15 protein-coding genes are annotated in these 16,182 nt (G+C 34.1%); 5 read left to right on the top strand and 10 right to left on the bottom strand.

Annotated elements, in window-relative coordinates; all coding sequences use genetic code 11:
• Window position 1: 1 nt before the first annotated feature.
• The 6 genes from FACI_RS09305 to FACI_RS09330 all read right to left on the bottom strand — a co-directional run bounded on the left by FACI_RS09305 (window position 2) and on the right by FACI_RS09330 (window position 4,969).
• Window positions 2-598 (bottom strand): type IV toxin-antitoxin system AbiEi family antitoxin domain-containing protein, encoded by a 597-nt coding sequence (locus tag FACI_RS09305; RefSeq protein ID WP_009887949.1) that lies wholly within the window; start codon window positions 596-598, stop codon window positions 2-4.
• A 188-nt stretch (window positions 599-786) separates the two neighbouring features.
• A complete protein-coding gene (locus tag FACI_RS09310) occupies window positions 787-1,821 on the bottom strand; it encodes an MFS transporter (RefSeq protein ID WP_019841814.1) in 1,035 nt (344 codons plus the stop codon).
• Window positions 1,822-1,976: 155 nt separating this feature from the next.
• Window positions 1,977-3,383 (bottom strand): RNA-guided endonuclease InsQ/TnpB family protein, encoded by a 1,407-nt coding sequence (locus FACI_RS09315; protein WP_009887951.1) that lies wholly within the window; start codon window positions 3,381-3,383, stop codon window positions 1,977-1,979.
• 142 nt (window positions 3,384-3,525) lie between these two features.
• A complete protein-coding gene (locus FACI_RS09320; RefSeq protein WP_009887952.1) occupies window positions 3,526-3,837 on the bottom strand; it encodes a multidrug efflux permease in 312 nt (103 codons plus the stop codon).
• 93 nt (window positions 3,838-3,930) lie between these two features.
• The gene (locus tag FACI_RS09325; protein WP_009887953.1) at window positions 3,931-4,437 is read right to left on the bottom strand and encodes a type IV toxin-antitoxin system AbiEi family antitoxin domain-containing protein; all 507 of its coding nucleotides are present in this window, start codon (window positions 4,435-4,437) and stop codon (window positions 3,931-3,933) included.
• A 34-nt stretch (window positions 4,438-4,471) separates the two neighbouring features.
• Entirely contained in the window at window positions 4,472-4,969 is a 498-nt protein-coding gene (locus tag FACI_RS09330; protein WP_009887955.1) for a hypothetical protein, read from the bottom strand.
• Window positions 4,970-5,328: 359 nt separating this feature from the next.
• On the opposite strand from FACI_RS09330, the gene FACI_RS09335 reads away from it, so the two are divergent.
• The 4 genes from FACI_RS09335 (at window position 5,329) to FACI_RS09350 (ending at window position 8,523) form a co-directional block, all read left to right on the top strand.
• Window positions 5,329-6,225: a thiaminase II/PqqC family protein gene (locus FACI_RS09335; RefSeq protein ID WP_009887956.1), complete on the top strand. Its 897-nt coding sequence runs from the start codon at window positions 5,329-5,331 to the stop codon at window positions 6,223-6,225.
• Window positions 6,206-6,499 (top strand): TA0938 family protein, encoded by a 294-nt coding sequence (locus FACI_RS09340; RefSeq protein ID WP_009887957.1) that lies wholly within the window; start codon window positions 6,206-6,208, stop codon window positions 6,497-6,499. The genes FACI_RS09335 and FACI_RS09340 overlap by 20 nt, the downstream gene beginning before the upstream one ends.
• Before the next feature lie 187 nt (window positions 6,500-6,686).
• Window positions 6,687-8,024, top strand: coding sequence for an AAA family ATPase (locus FACI_RS09345; RefSeq protein WP_009887958.1), 1,338 nt, complete (start codon window positions 6,687-6,689; stop codon window positions 8,022-8,024).
• A gap of 154 nt (window positions 8,025-8,178) precedes the next feature.
• A complete protein-coding gene (locus FACI_RS09350; RefSeq protein WP_009887959.1) occupies window positions 8,179-8,523 on the top strand; it encodes a hypothetical protein in 345 nt (114 codons plus the stop codon).
• A gap of 367 nt (window positions 8,524-8,890) precedes the next feature.
• Here the strand turns inward: FACI_RS09350 and FACI_RS09355 are convergent, their stop codons facing one another.
• The 3 genes from FACI_RS09355 to FACI_RS09365 form a co-directional block, all read right to left on the bottom strand.
• Entirely contained in the window at window positions 8,891-10,153 is a 1,263-nt protein-coding gene (locus tag FACI_RS09355; protein ID WP_009887961.1) for an MFS transporter, read from the bottom strand.
• Window positions 10,154-10,639: 486 nt separating this feature from the next.
• Window positions 10,640-11,053 carry a hypothetical protein gene (locus FACI_RS09360; RefSeq protein ID WP_009887962.1) on the bottom strand — a complete coding sequence of 138 codons (414 nt, stop codon included), beginning with the start codon at window positions 11,051-11,053 and terminating at the stop codon, window positions 10,640-10,642.
• Between the two features lie 566 nt (window positions 11,054-11,619).
• Window positions 11,620-12,945: a DUF3427 domain-containing protein gene (locus tag FACI_RS09365; RefSeq protein WP_019841817.1), complete on the bottom strand. Its 1,326-nt coding sequence runs from the start codon at window positions 12,943-12,945 to the stop codon at window positions 11,620-11,622.
• A 69-nt stretch (window positions 12,946-13,014) separates the two neighbouring features.
• Here FACI_RS09365 and FACI_RS09370 point away from each other — a divergent pair, with 69 nt between their 5' ends.
• Complete coding sequence (locus FACI_RS09370) at window positions 13,015-14,130, top strand: RNA-guided endonuclease InsQ/TnpB family protein (RefSeq protein ID WP_009887964.1); 1,116 nt, start codon at window positions 13,015-13,017, stop codon at window positions 14,128-14,130.
• Here the strand turns inward: FACI_RS09370 and FACI_RS09375 are convergent.
• Entirely contained in the window at window positions 14,069-16,018 is a 1,950-nt protein-coding gene (locus tag FACI_RS09375) for a DEAD/DEAH box helicase family protein (protein ID WP_009887966.1), read from the bottom strand. The two genes, FACI_RS09370 and FACI_RS09375, sit on opposite strands and share 62 nt — an antisense overlap.
• Between the last annotated feature and the right edge of the window lie 164 nt (window positions 16,019-16,182).

A 16,182-nucleotide genomic window follows, 5' to 3' on the forward strand; every position in this document is an offset into this window, starting at 1 on the left:
ATTACCGCCTTTTATTAATTAATGCCAGAATTATTTCATATGTTTTTTTTGAGTGTATTTTTTCTGAATAAAATAATAATCTATCTATATTTATTAATTTATTTTCAATACCGTTATCAAGAGCTTCTTCTATATATGAGATTGGTGGGTTTGCTAAATACACAGAATCAACTATTGCTTTTTCCGGATTGGAAATAGATATGTATGTGTTTTTATCTATATGGTAACCGTAAATTTTTGTATTCTTTAATGTTATAAATTTTATTCTATACCCTTCAATTTCTATATCTTTATGCCTTTTTGGTGAAATAACGTATATTATATCGTATATCTGGGTTACCAGGTTATAATAAGAAAAAGCAGACGATATCCCTATATAGGATGGTTCCAGAATATTAGAGGCTATTGCAAATATATCTGTTCCTGGCAGATAGAACTTATTCCTGCCTGCTCTTTTTGCATAGCCGTGTTCTACTAAACGGTTCGCCACCAGTGATGAATACTTTATATTGCTATTTTCTATTATTTCTATATCATATGTTCTGAACACGCCTTTATAGTCATTTTTAATTGTATCAAGTAAGTTTATTGTATTCATATTTCAATATTTTAATTAAGTATATAGCACCATTGTTTATCATAATTGATAAACTATATGTTATAATATTTTTTTAAAATATGTTGTCTATTGAATATAGAAACACTGCAATTCACGGTAAAAACATCCGGAAGTAATGTATACCCATGGTTTTCAAATTATGATTTGTTACAATAATAAAAATAAATTTAACTTTTAACAGTGATATCACTGCTTCTCCTTTCCTCTTTCCCCCGCGAGAATGATAGAAAAGCACCGAACAGTAGTATTGCCATAGAAACATATAACGAATAATGTATTCCTGACATAAATGATGTAGATACACCTCCAACAAGTTTGCCAACACCTGCAAAAACTTCAAATGCAACACTTCTGGGTACGCTCAGGCTTGCAATGGAGACCGAGATAACAAAACTTCCCAGCATGCCTATATTTGCCAGAGTGCGAAGGAAACCGGAAGACATCCCATAAAGTTCTTTTGGGGAATTTGCCATAACCGCACTGTTGTTAGCAGGGAAGAACATTGATGATCCAGTACCTGAAATCCCTGATGCAACTAAAACTATGTAAAGCGTAGAATTAACAGTAATTAGTGAATAAACTATAATGGCACCAGCCATCATTAAAAGCCCCACAGTTGCCGGTATACGGGAACCTATCCTGTCCGCAAGCCTTCCAAAATATGGGCCAAGCATGCTACCTATTACATATCCTGGCAATAACAGCAATGCACTATCAAACGGGGACAATCCCCTCACACCCTGCAAATACATTATAATAATAAAAACAACTGCTAAAAATCCAAGGCTCTGGAAAAAGGATGCGAATAATGAATATGACAATATTTTAATCCTGAATACTTTTAATGGCAATAATGGCTTTGCAACCTTCGTTTCTATGTATATGAACAGTAAAATCAAAAGCGCTCCAAAACCCATTAATGCGAGGTTAAATGTTGTAATGCCGGAAGTTGAAATATTTACACCCGCATATGATATGGATATTAAAGCAACTCCAAGTGTTGACATGCCAGGCAAATCAAGTTTGTTCCTTACCGGTGTGCTCCTGTTAATGAATTTAATCGCGTAATAGATAGCAAATATGCCTATTGGGACGTTTATGTAAAATATATATCTCCACCCAATAAATGTGGTAATTACTCCACCTAAAACTATTCCGAGCATTGCACCGACATTGTGACCTACCGCTGTATACCCATACACTCTTCACCTTTTGTTTGGAAGAAAATTATCAGCTATTATTGCGCCACCGTTTGACTGGACCATAGCTGTTCCAACACCCTGTATAACCCTGAAAAATATGAGTTCTATTATATCTGCTGATGCACCGCATAGTGCAGATCCAACGGTGAACTACCTCATGCTAAAGCATAGAGGCTTCCTGCTTCATTGACCATGCTTAACTTCACATAGGGGCTTATATTAAGCCCTTCAAAGCCAGAGGCAATAATCTCCACAGGCGTTAGTTCCCTACGCTCCATAGGTACATTTAAATTTATATTATATTTCTTAAAATAATTATTTAATTTTTTATTTTTAATTTTTAATAACTCATTTAATTTTATTATTCCATAATAAATCATATTCAATGCAGAATTATAATCCCTATCTATAATAAAACCACAATTAGGGCATTTATATATTCTTTCATCCAATTTTATATTATATTTATTATGGCAATTAGAACATTCCTTTGTTGTAGGAATGAAACGATCTATAAGTATAAGTGTTGATGCCTTATGTTTAAGTGCATCTATTATTCCACCTATACCTGTAGATTCTATTTTCTTTCCGAATAGCCTCTGCCATCCGGATATATTGTCGTTCTGTGTTACTACTATATCATAATTGGATGTTAGATAATGGGTTATTTTGTTAATAGTGTCCTTTCTTTTGTTTTTTGTCCTATCTTGTTCTCTGTTTAATCTGTTTTTATTTTTATAATAGTTCTTGGATTGTTTTTTACTGAGTTTATTCTTAGAACCTTCCACATATTCAGCTTTTCTTGACAATGACCTTTGCAGTCTTTTTTCTTTTTTGGATTTTGGTATATTATAGTTTAATATTAACCCATTAGAGCATGTCAACTGATTCTTTATTCCCAGGTCAAATGATAATATTTTCTGGTTATTTACCGGTTTTTCTAAAATGTATTTATTTTTGTATGCTGTTATGTTAATATAATAATTATTGTTATTGTTATTAATTAACAATGCATTTGCCGGTTCATAATAGCATTCTAAATTATCCAGGCCATTTACTTTTAATAACTGCTTTATGTCCTGTATTTTAATATAATTATTGTTTATTATTTTATATGTTATAGTATATTGATTCAATGGTATTGATGTTATAAATGATTTAAATTTCAATTTTCCAACTTTAAATCCCTTTTCTTTTAATTTGTGTAATCCATTTATATTGTCCTTTGCCCTATTGATTATTTCCTGCTTCATCTGTGATGATAAATATTTTAATTCCCTTGTTTCATAATGGTCTTTAACATATACATTTACATTCTTTATTTTAGAATCTATATTAAAAATATCATTGTTGAATTCTTTGTTTAGTATATAATTATATAGCCATTTAGCTTCTAAAAACATTGTGTTTAATGCCTTTATAGTATTGTTATTTAATTTATCATTGTCTATCTTTAGTTTAAGTATTATTACATCCTGTGTTTTTCTTCTTTCTCCTGTTATTCTTAACGAATTTTTAATTTTATTTCTTCGTTCTTCAGGCATCATGGCTCTTTTTCTCATATGTATATAATATTATTGTATAAATCTTGCTGTTATATATGCATATGTTATAATTATCTTAAAAATATTCAATTTATTGTTATTTTAAAAATTATGCCATTCATGGGATTTGAAAATTGTTTAAATATTAATTATTGAATATTTAACAATTCCAGAAATTCATCCACATCGTAAACTCAGTGGCTTTATTTCTGGTAGATAGATTTGTAAATATAGCAATTCCCGATATAAAAATATTTTTTCTTGCCAGGATATCACCCAGCCTCCCCAGCTGTGTTGTACCCACAGCAATAACCAGCAGATAAATCAGAATAATACATATTGATAGGGAAAGCTGGGTTTTTAAACTATCTGTTATGGTGGGAAGTGAAAGCAGGACTATGGTAGAAGAATCCACAGCACCCATTAGAACTGCAAGCAAAAGTGATATAATTAACTTGAAAGAAGCATCCATTGAGATAAAATTATAATGAGGTATTAAAATATTTAGTAATTAACTGGATAGAACTGGAAATAAAAGGACTCAAGAACTAAGTTATAAACTCTTCTATGAACTTTTTATCATCCTTTTTTCATATTCTAGAAATTTTACTTTATCAATCTTTTTTCTTATTGACTCCCGTGTTTCATTGCTCAGTTTTATATGATAATAGTTAAAATCAAGCAGGGTTTTTTCTAAATCTGAAACGGGAACAAAAACCTCTCCGTAATTAACGTACTCGAAACCAAAAAACTTGGCTCTATCTATTCTGTGCAGGATTACCCTTGTATCCATGATTTCCCTGGCTCCTGGATTGGCTTTGCCTGTTGTCACAATGGCGGGAACAGATTGCTGGGTCCAGATTTTTCTTATGATGAGCGCGTATTGAAGCCCGTAGTCAAAAGGCCTGAATTTAAATCCAATTGCAGCTTCATTTCTATGAAACGTATATGCATCTTTACCAATACTGTACAGGCTTCCAGACTCAACAAGATAATGCAGCATCAGGCGTATATAAAATTCATCAGCCCCCAGTTTTGTGAGAAATCTCCGGGCATCACCCGTAGTGAACATTATCTGGTTTGAAAAAAATTCAATAAAAGAGGATTTATATTTCGTTGACCCACCTCCTGATATAGTCTACCATTCTATGAAAATTTAAATTGCCAGAACCTGCATAGAGCAATGAAGGCAATATATTTTCATCCACAGGTGCCTGTATTCCATGCAGAAAATTGGAAATTTTTGATTTTACCATGTAGGCTGACCTATCCAGCCAATTTGTCAAAACATAGAGGTCATAAATATCCCTAACAAAACCTCTGCTCTGATAGGCCTCTATTTTTCTGGACATCAATTCAGTAGCGCTGAGGACACTTATCGTTTTAACGCTCCCATCAACGCGTGAATAAGCCCTTATTTCATTTTCTGCAATACCTGGCTTTGATTCTATAAGGAGATCTGCTTCATCCCCGGCAACCCTGATTCTGGTTGGTAACTCCGGATACTGCCAGATTAACTTTAAGCTATACTCATCAAGCGAGCGAAGAAATTTATCAAATTCCTTTCTATCAAGGTAAATATCACTGCCTTCAGAAAATCGCATTCCTCCAAAGCATCTCCAGATAGCAGTACCGCTGTATAGAAATGTATCCTTCCCGGAATATTCGTATATAATATCTATTACATAATCCTGTAACTCCGCAAGTTTTAATCTCTGGCCGCTAAGGAATCATCCAATGGGTTTCGTGTTAGTAAGTGAATGTTATATTATAACTTTTACTTATTTATTTGATATTTTTGTTGTAATTAAGGTGCGGGAACAATTATAAACGAACTGAAAATCAGCTTTGTACTATCGATAAAATAAGACACACTTATATCAAGACTTATATAATTATTTTAAAATTTTGTTATTTTATCCCTTAGCTGAAACCCTATATACTGTTTAACATATTTTTATCTATGGCAATATGCCCTGTATGCAACTTAAAATTCGGCAATAATGATTTTCTGGCACTATCGGAACATTTCATAGGGAAAGCTAAAGACAGCGATCCCCTGCATGTTATGTGGCTGAACAGGAACCTTACAAAAACAAAGGCAGATAAAAAAGGATTAGAGCCCTTATTTAGAAACCTTTATGATCTCAATGGTGGAGGAATAAAATCCTGGATCATTAACCGGTTTGTTTCAGAATACAGGGGAAATAATCCACACCCGTTTATAATAAAAATGCAGGATTATAATAAATATATTCTGCAAGGCTATGCTGTGGAACATTACTTTTTCCTGAAGCAATGGGTAAGGTCATGTTCCGCTATAATATCCAAAACAGATTATAATGATGTCCAGACATATGAAATGGAGAATATGGTTACAGAATATTTTGGAAACGGCAAAAAGCCACATATTGAACTTTTGCTGGACATGGCTGAGGGATTTGGAATAAGCAGAAAAAAGATTATGGAAACAAAACCACTAAAAAACACAGAAAACGCAATTAACAGGTGGCGTGAAATAGCACAGAATAATGGGTGGATAGAAATTATGGCTGCAATGCATTCCCTTGAACTTATAGCTAATAGTGCATTAAGGCCATACGGAGCCAGATATGATTATTTCAATCTTGGTGCCTTTGACAACAATAATGTGCCGGAAACTGTTAAAGCATTCCTTATGGAAGGTTACCATAGTGATAATGCGCATTCCATAGAGGCATTAAATATTATAGAAAAATACAGCAGGGATTACAATATTGAAAATATACAGGACGCCTATCTGGCTTCCACCTATGTGTTTTATAACTATCTTGAGGCAAGGATTGAAAGGGGCGAAATGATTGAAAACAAACAATACTGAAGGATGCGCATTATGCAACGCAACCTGGGGAGAATACTACAGGGAAATAGAAGGAGAAAAGATGTTTTTCTGCTGCAATATATGTGCAGATATACTGGAAGGCATGTTAAACAAGGTTAAGGATGAAACGGGATGGAATAAAATAGATTACCTGGAACTCCATGGAAATTATAGCAGTGGAAGGACATGTACAGCGAAATCCGGAAATGAAGAATTCAAATATTATTACAGGACATACGGCGATGGAAGGGTAATGGAATATAAAAAATTATGAATTTGTATGCCCGGTACTTTAATAATTTTTGAAATAAATCTGGTAGACTCCTGTAGAATTAAAAAGTTCATAGAAACAGATAGAAATTGAAGAGTCTTCGATTCTTGATCTTTTTTATTTTTGAAGTAATATGACATAAAGTAACACTAAGATAATATTTAAATATTAATTTAAAATTTGTTTATAAATGAATATTGAAATAAAGAAAATTATAATTAAAAATTTTAAGAGTATTAAAAATATTACTTTAAATATTAATGATTTGATAGTGATGGTTGGAAAAAATGGCTCAGGAAAAACAAACATAATTGAAGCTATAAATTTTAATAAAGTCCTTTTTAAACCGGAGCCTATTAAATCTCCCTTTACAAAATGGTGGGGGTATTCAAATCTAGTGTATAATCACAATATAGAAGAGCCAATATCGTTTTCTTTTAACTTTACAGTGGATGGCCATAAACTATTCTATGAATATGACATAATGGATAATAATGGACTTCCAAATTTTATATCAGAACACATTGTAATTGAGAATTATGTAGATATATTGAGGGAAGGTTCAAAAGTCGAAATTAAGCACCTTGATAATGCCATAGAAAAACTCTCAAAAACAGATTTTGGTAATATTCAGTATTTAAATATAGATGAGGCAGAAATATTCTCCAAAATCAAAAAAACGCAGTATATAAATGATATAAGTACCAATCAAAGCATTATTTCGATGACCCTGGTTGGTTCATCCATGAACGCTGGGGGTTCTGGAATTTCCAGATTAAATATAAACAGAAATATGGGAACTCAAAATTTTTTTGATATGAAAAATTACATAATTGTCGCTTCACCTATTTTAAAACCTGATAATAAAAATATGTATAATAATTTGGCAGATTTCGTATTCTTCTCAGGACTAAGAAATATTTTTAACAATATAATTGCAGCCGGGCCAATAGATTATAAGGCTATAAAAAACCGTGTGCCGGTTGCAGGCCCATCATTAATTTCCGAAGATGGCAGTGGATTGGTTAGAATGCTATATCAATATTTCTTAAAAAACAGGTCACTGCCAGAACTGGTCGAGAATGGAATAAAAACCTTTTTCCCCGGATGGGAATTAAATTTTGAAGCAATGCCAGATGGCACCGTAACTCTTGTTGTCAAATACGGCGATGGTTATTTTTATCCCCCCAATCTTCCCCTTGGTTTCTATAAATTAATTATGGTACTCGAACTTATAGAACAAAAACCCGAACTTCTTATAATAGATGAGATTGAGAATTCTTTTCATGAAAAAATGATAGAATATATTCTAGATGCAATAAGTGCTAGAGGCATAAAAACTATAATTAGCACACATTCCCCAATGGTGGTTGACCTTGTTGACCTTAAAAATATATTAATAGTAAAAATGGTTAATAATCAGACAAAGGTAGAACGTATATCAAATCCACGGCGGAAAGCGGAAAGTTTGATTAAGGAAGGGATAACGCCCAGTGAATCCCTGCTTTATGGTGGTATAGATCACTAAAATCTGTATTATTTATGAGGATGCTTTTGGCAGCGAATTCTTTAAAAATATCATAAAAGACCTGAAAAATAAAAATATAATTAAAAAAAATATTAAGGTAGAGTACCTGGCACAGCTAACACTAAACACTAAATTGAAGCGTATTATCAGGTCTGTGACAGCAGGTAAAGAGGAATGTAATAAAATTATAATAGAGTATGATTGTGATGGTAATTGTAGCAGGATAACAAAACAGATAAAAAATATTCTTGGCCAGGAGTACCAGAATAATATTTATTTGCTTGGAATAGAATTTGAAATAGAAGAATGGATATGTGATTCATTAAAAATTAAATATAGTGCTAAGAGACCCCCTGCTAAGGCTTTAAACGATTTTGAAAAAGAGCATTCTGGTAAATACAGGAAGGATAAATTACCATCCTATAGCAGCAAACTGGATTATAACAGGTTAAATAAAAATAAAAGTTTTCAGGCATTTCTGGGATTAATGGAAGAATAACAGTATATTATGTTTCAGGCACATGGATGTAACTTCTCTGTTTAATTGGCAACTATTAACTCAACTAATGACCTTATGTCCAGTTGTTCCATGACACTCTCTATATCCCTGATGTCTAAAGCCAGTGTTTTAGAATCAATTCTACGATCCGTCAGAAGTAATTCAATATCTTTACGCCTTTCCTGGACAATATCTGCGCGCAGGAGGTTTAGACCCTAGCTTCCAAATAACATAGCTATCTCTTTTCGGACTCCAGAACTGGCCCCGGCTATAATTTCAATTTTGTCTTTTAAAACGTTTTCCATATATAACAATTCATACCTGTAATGAAAAGGAATATAATGGAATTGAAAGAATGCTGCTCTAATCAACTGTGCGATAAATTACCGAGCTGGCGTTCCCTGCTCTTTATGGATTTTCTCGCTACCAGAGAAATAATGGCCAGAGAGGCATTTATAGCGAAAAACAGTGCCCACATTAAGATTTGTGGATTAAATAGATATGTCAGGAAAATTGTTCCCACAAGAGGCCCCAGTGGAAAAATGGTTCCAATAAGCGATGAACTAAAACCGAAATATTCTCCCCTTTTATTGGCAGGAGATATCCTTGATATTGTTACTGAAAGGAACGGATTGCAAAGGCATTCTCCAACAGTAAGCATAGCAGTGTTTCCAGCAAGCAATACCAAATTTCCTGTTGCCGCAAACCCGAGGAAGGAGAATGCGTAGAGGAGCATGCCCACAGAAAAGCTCTTTATATAGCCAAATCTTTCCCCTATCGAATTAAGCCTGAACTGCAGCAGGATCACAACAAGCGCATTCACACCATAAATCAGGGTTATATAAAATTCAGTTATGTGCCTGTAAGTCTCAAGATATAGTGGAAGGGTTGGCATTTCAAACTGGTCAGCAAACAACATGGATATTGCCATAAATATGGAAACAGCTACAAGGAGCCTATCCCTGTGCACCGTAAACTTCTTTTTTATGGTATTCAGCTTCTCCAATACTCTATTTAGCGATTCAGGCACAAACCGGTAAAATATGTAAAATTCAAATATTGAAGCTATTACAGGAACTATGAAGAATACATAGGGCGATATCAATGACATAACACCTGCTATAACTAAGCCTATGCCAACCCCTGCATTTGCAGCCACGCGGATGAGGCTGAATGCACTTAGCCTCTCCTGGTCAATAGACATATCCGTTGTTATTGCGTTTATAAGGACGTTCTGTACAGAAAGAAGAGTTGTTGAAGCAACAGTCTCAATGATTATGTATATGAGTTGCAGTTCCCGGTATGCCGTATAAAATAAAAGAAAATATGTTATGGAAATAAGAATGGGAATGATAAGAGACAATGTTCTTCTCCCTATCCTGTCCATAATTCTTCCAGCAAGTATATTGAATGGGAAAGAAATCGCTGATGAAAGAAAGAATATCACCCCGATAATAAGGAACGGTGTATGGTAAACGGATGAAAGGAGTAGTGTTAGGACAATCCACACTGGATATCTTGTTGCACTGCTTAGCAGGGATACCAGAGCAAGTATCTTTACGGTTGGGGTCTGCTTTCTAATTTTAGAGAATGTTCCTCCCCCACTCATTAACTTTGAAATTGTTGTCATTTATCCACCTTTCCCGTAATTACTCTTAATTACGTATACCGCCACACTGTTTCCTAAATATAAATTAGCATTGCTGATAGATAATATAGACGGCAAACTGGTTATAAAAACCGGCACACATCGCTACTGCCTATCTCAATATATTTTTTATTCCCTCCTGTTCTTTCCGGGAACATAGTAATGACTTTGAAGTATTTAGACTCTCCACCTATTACGGCAAAATCGATACTAAAATATAATCCTTTGTTAGACAGATTCTGCAAATACTTTTATTTCCCGTTTTTTTCATCCTTGAATAATGCGAATGCAGGTTTATCGAAAGTAAAATTACTTCTACACTGTTAAATTTATAAGCAAAAAACTAGTTCATACAGGTATAATCGATACTCATTCACAGAATTTTCTATATTATAAATTAAATTTTTCATATAGCAGTGGCCTTCTTAAATCAACAGAATTATAGACACAATTATTTATGAAAATGTATTATTCCTGTAATACAATATGCTTTCTTTCAGGCCTTTTTATAAGAGTTACAATCTTTCTAACATTTGTTCCTATATACACTGATTGTGGAATCATTGCAAGAATTATAAATAGATCTTCGCGGGTTATAAGGTAGTTCTGGTTAAATAAATACCCTTCTGTTGTGGGAAATGAAAAAATCATTGCAAATCCAAGTAATATCATTGTAACCAGTGGTTTCCTCCTATCCTCTCCCCTCGGAAAAGCCATCATAATTGGAGGTATAACTGAAAGATATAAGAATATCATATGCCCGAATATCAGTAAACAGAATATCATTGAGAGGGTAAATGATGAACCTAAAATTTTAATAATATCCCACCGTTCTCGTTTTTTAAGTTTTCTTTTTTTATATTCTATTACTTTTTTAGTCATATAATGTTAAAAATAAATCATTATATTTAAATATTATGTCATTTGATAATAGAATATCATTCATAATTTGTTATAAATATTAATTATTCCCTGTATTTTTAGAAAAATAAAGAGAACAGCATTGCTGAAGTTTTGCTATGTGCATTATATAATTATATAGGCCATATCAGGTGCATTTGCCTGATTCCTGGGCTTTATCCCTTTTCCATCAATTCATACTGATTTTTCTTATCTTGCATAGCCTTTACCAATAATATTACTGAATTTACCCGTTTTGATAAAAAATACCGGGAATCAGAGACTGTTGGATTTTAATCCCGCCTTCTAAGTCTTTTTTAATTTCGTTTATTTATAACTCTATCTTGATAGAAACTGTTTTGATTACCAGGAGTATTCCATCTATTTCATTCCTCTTTTTTGTACAATCAGAAAAATTAAATCTGAACAATTAATAAATATATAACAATACAATCAAAAATTTACTGATAATGAAATAAAATTTTAAATTCGCCTGAGACCCATTGACAATTTGAATTATTAAGCACAGCAATTACATTTCCGCTATTTCATGATGGAAGTACGTTACTGAGTTTTTCCAGGTACTGTGGCAGTATTGGCTCATCAAGTTTCCAGATTATGCTCACAGGGTTGCTTCCAGTATGCCTGACATGACGTACCCGCCCCAGGAATACATACGGAGAAGCGCCGAGGTCATTCTCCCTGTATTCCCTGGTAAATAGTAAAATTTTATGTTCCTGGCCCGTCTCGCCAAAATATCTTCTGGCCGTATCTGAATCCGATGATACAGTACTCTGTGTTTGCCAGTGAAACTCATTCTCATTAATTGCATAATCCTTATACATAGTAGTGGGTGAATATGATTTTTCCTCCTTGTGAACGGTAACAAGCAAGATATCTATCTTCTTTTCCTTAATATATTTCACTCCTTCACGCATGGAAGCCGGGTCCATAATATCCAGTGCTCCAAGAATTTGATTTCTCGAATACTCACTGTGTACATGAAGTGGAATATCACCATTGATATTTTTAGAAGATTCAACAAAGTTAATTGTTGATAATAAATATAACAATAGGTCTTTCAACTCGGAAAACAGAACGGGATATGTACTTATTTCATTGAGTGCATCAAGGGAATTGGCATAATTTAGCTTCTCCGGTGGACTGTTGTATATTGTGAAATAAAACATATTGACCATCCTGCGCTCTGTTGCACTTAACTCTTCCCATGTTTTATTATTTTCTTCCAGAGTTTTTTCTATGAATGAAATCCATGAATAGGAATTGATCTGGCAGATTCTTTTGAATGCCCCTGCCATGGTTTTTTCTATATCTTCATTAAAGTTATCTATTACTCCTGCATTGGCGCAAAGTCTGGAAAATGTATTTTTCGAGTATATAATTTCCGGGGTTATATGATAATATTCTAAAAAGTTTTGAAGTGTCAGGGGAAGGCCTGAATGGGCTTTAAAATTCCTGATCTTTATAACCAGCCCTGATGAAGACTGGAAAGATTTTTTTATATTTTCCAGTATATATTTTTGAGCCTTTTCTTCCAGTTCAATATAACAATCTCCGGGCAGATGTGAAAATCCATTGGTAATCTCGTTCCCTGGATCCATATAGCCGTCTTTCAAAAGAGCAAGGTATTTCTCTGTAAAATTATAATTCTGGTTTGCCTTCCCAATAAAATCTAACACTGTGAGGCAATCTTTCCCATCAAAAAGCCGTAGCCCACGACCCAGTTGCTGGATAAATACTGTCAGGCTCTCTGTTGGCCGCAGAAATAATACTGTATTTATTTCCGGTATATCTACGCCTTCGTTATACAAATCAACGGCGAAAATTACTTTAATTTCACGATCCCCTCGCAAGGAAGCCTACGACTTTAGTCACAGGAGGAATTGCGACAATTTTATATATTGAGTTTATATTTGAATAATGTGCTTAAAACCCTTCAAATCAAATTGCTTCCAGAGGATAATCAGAAAGATATACTCCTTGGCACATTTAAAAAGTTCAATGAAGCATGTAATTTTGTATCCAGAATAGCATGGGATAATAAAATATACAATAAAATATCCCTCCAGAAATTGGTATATTATGATATCAGAAACAAATTCGGATTATCAGCACAGTTAACCATAAGAGTTATTGGAAAGGTTGTGGACACTTATTTAACTGATAGGTCAGTATTCCATGAGTTCCGGGAATACGGTTCAATAGTATATGACCAGAGAGTTATGAGCTTTAAAAGCATGGATGAAGTAAGCCTTAACACCATCAAGGGAAGAATAAGAATACCGGTAACCATTGGAAAATACGTTGAAATACCATTCAATAGGATGAGGGGCCAATGTGACCTTGTAAGGAAGCATAAGCTCTTCTATCTAATGGTAAGTGTTGATGTACCCGAACAACCAGTTATAGAACCTAAGAATGTTATAGGGGTAGACATGGGGATTGCTAATATTTCAGTAGATTCTACAGGCAAATACTATTCCGGAGAAAAAGTAAAGGAAGTAAGGGAGCATAATTTAGATCTACGCTCCAGATTGCAATCCGTTAATACTAAATCAGCAAAAAGGCATCTTAAAAAGCTTTCAGGAAAGGAGCATAGGTTTGCTACAAATACCAACCATATAATATCTAAAGAAATAGTAAATAAAGCCAAAGGCACCTCTTCCGCTATTGCCATTGAGGATCTCAGTGGTATAAGAATGAGGGAAACTGTTAAGAAAGGAAATAGATATATGCATAATTCATGGGCTTTCTACCAGCTCAGGCTATTTATTGAGTACAAAGCTATGGAAGCAGGAATTCCGGTAATGGTTATAGACCCACATAACACAAGCAGGGAATGCCCCAACTGCCATACTATATCTAAAAAGAACAGGCCTGAGAGATCTACATTTAAATGCATTTCCTGTGGATTAAAGGGAGAAGCGGATTATATTGCTTCCCTTAATATCAGGAACAGGGCTGTTGCCAACCAGCCTATTGTAGCGGGTGATTTTTTTGTCCATTGTGGCAGCCCAGTTGCAAGCTCACTGCTTTAGCTGTGGGTAGTTGACCGAACACAAGTTTTATTCTGGCATCATTTCTTTCCTGGTGTGTGGAATCGCTTGTTAATGCGATGGATTGTATTCCAGATTCCTGGAAATAGTGGGCCATAAACTTTGCATGGGCTTTTGTAACGCAAAATCCTAGGGCTTTCATGCTGTTAATATCTGTGCTATATTTCCGTACAGCGTCTATGATTAATTTAGCTCTTTCTCTGGCTCCACTGTTCTTAACGTATAAGTTCTCCAGTTCAGATACATCATATGAGCCCTTTTTCCATGCTATGTTTTCAAGGTCAACAGAGTCTGTTATTCCGAAATACTGGAATGGGCAGAGAAGATGCTGATCTATAGCCTCGGGAAGCCTTATTTCTGATGTAATATGATTATTGAAATATTTCAGGATATCCCTTCCATCCATCCTTTCTGGAGTGGCAGTAAGTCCAAGCATAATTTCTGGATTGAAATGATTCAGGAGATTTGCATAGGATTTAGCTGCGGCATGGTGGAATTCATCAATAATAATAAAATCATAATAATGCTTATCCAGTTGTAGATCTGGCCTTATAGATTCAAATGTCTGAATTGACATGAAGAGATGTTCATCTGATAATGGTTTGTAGTTCCCAACATATAAATTTCCAAATTCAGGATCTTTCAGCACATTTCTGAAGCAGGCAATGCTTTGCTTGAGGATTTCCTCCCGATGGGCTATGAAGAGAAGGCGATTGGAGCTATCAGGATGTTCTCTAACAAATTGTTTATAATCAAATGCTGAAATGATGGTTTTTCCAGTACCTGTAGCTGAAACAACAAGATTGTGGTAATTTCCCCGTAATTGCCTGTCTGCCCTCAATTCTTCCAGGATTTTTGATTGATATGGGTAGGGATGAAAATCAAAAGAATATTCATTGCCGCTATTGTTAATTGAAGATTCATTTTTCAGGGCTTTGTTTAATTGAGCCAGTTGATCCGGCGAGAAACTTTCAAACGCTTCAGAACTCCAGTATGAATCAAAAGTTGCATCTATTTTATCAAAAACATCCTGCATGTCAATCTTTGTTATCTTCAAGTTCCATTCAAGTCCACTGGATATCGCTGCACCTGAGAGATTAGAAGAGCCAACATAAGCTGTTGAATATCCTGTGTTTCTTAGGAATATATATGTTTTCGCATGCATCCTTGTATTTTTTGTATCGTATGATATCTTTATCTCTGTATTGGTCAATTTGGCTAATTCTTCAATAGCTTTAATATCCGTTACTCCCATGTAAGTGGTTGTTATGACCCTTAATTTCCCACCATTATCTGTAAATTCCTTCAACTTTTTTATTATTAACCTTAATCCAGTCCACTTTATGAATGATACCAGCATATCTACCTGATCAGATGTTTGTATCTCTTTCTGCAACTCATAATAAAATTGTGGCTCATTTGATGAACCGGTGAAAAGGGAACTGTATGCAACAGATGTGTCCGGCCTGATTGTTAAATCGATTTTTTTATTTTCATTATTTTTAGGATATGCGGAAAGCAAAATCTTTGGGGGTGATTCTATATTATCACAATTTTGTTCTGTCTTGCTGCTTATTTTGTCCAGAGGATTATTGATATGAATTTTCTCTTTGGATGTACTTTCTCTCCCATCGCTGTTTATTTTATCTAAAAGATTATTGACGAAATCCAGACGGTCTGAAACAGGTAGACGTTTATCTTCCATAATGTCCAGCCTATGTTTCGTTCTTTCACCAACATATGCAGCTAATATCCGTGATAGTTGATCATTAACAAGTGCCTTTTCCAGTGATTCAATTTCTGTGTTATTGTTTAGCTCATTTCTCAGGCAAAAATTTATCAGTTTTTCATACAATCCCTTTTCAAGCATGACTTTATTGCATTTTTCCAATTGATAATAATATTTCTATTTCCGAAATTTTAATTTACATTATAAGCAGTCTGAACAGACAAAATTGAATAGTGCCATGGAAATCGCATTATAATTCAACTTAACCGGTATATTTTAAATTGCCTGATATGCGGAAAAGTGTA

The sequence above is a fragment of the Ferroplasma acidarmanus Fer1 genome, assembly GCF_000152265.2.
In the GTDB taxonomy this organism is placed as follows: Archaea; Thermoplasmatota; Thermoplasmata; order Thermoplasmatales; family Thermoplasmataceae; genus Ferroplasma; species Ferroplasma acidiphilum.

Coding starts and splice junctions, on each gene's coding strand:
- FACI_RS09305 (WP_009887949.1), bottom strand. CDS start 598: ATGAATACAATAAACTTACTTGATACAATTAAAAATGACTATAAAGGC.
- FACI_RS09315 (WP_009887951.1), bottom strand. CDS start 3,383: ATGAGAAAAAGAGCCATGATGCCTGAAGAACGAAGAAATAAAATTAAA.
- FACI_RS09320 (WP_009887952.1), bottom strand. CDS start 3,837: ATGGATGCTTCTTTCAAGTTAATTATATCACTTTTGCTTGCAGTTCTA.
- FACI_RS09325 (WP_009887953.1), bottom strand. CDS start 4,437: ATGTTCACTACGGGTGATGCCCGGAGATTTCTCACAAAACTGGGGGCT.
- FACI_RS09330 (WP_009887955.1), bottom strand. CDS start 4,969: ATGCGATTTTCTGAAGGCAGTGATATTTACCTTGATAGAAAGGAATTT.
- FACI_RS09335 (WP_009887956.1), top strand. CDS start 5,329: ATGGCAATATGCCCTGTATGCAACTTAAAATTCGGCAATAATGATTTT.
- FACI_RS09345 (WP_009887958.1), top strand. CDS start 6,687: ATGAATATTGAAATAAAGAAAATTATAATTAAAAATTTTAAGAGTATT.
- FACI_RS09355 (WP_009887961.1), bottom strand. CDS start 10,153: ATGACAACAATTTCAAAGTTAATGAGTGGGGGAGGAACATTCTCTAAA.
- FACI_RS09360 (WP_009887962.1), bottom strand. CDS start 11,053: ATGACTAAAAAAGTAATAGAATATAAAAAAAGAAAACTTAAAAAACGA.
- FACI_RS09375 (WP_009887966.1), bottom strand. CDS start 16,018: ATGCTTGAAAAGGGATTGTATGAAAAACTGATAAATTTTTGCCTGAGA.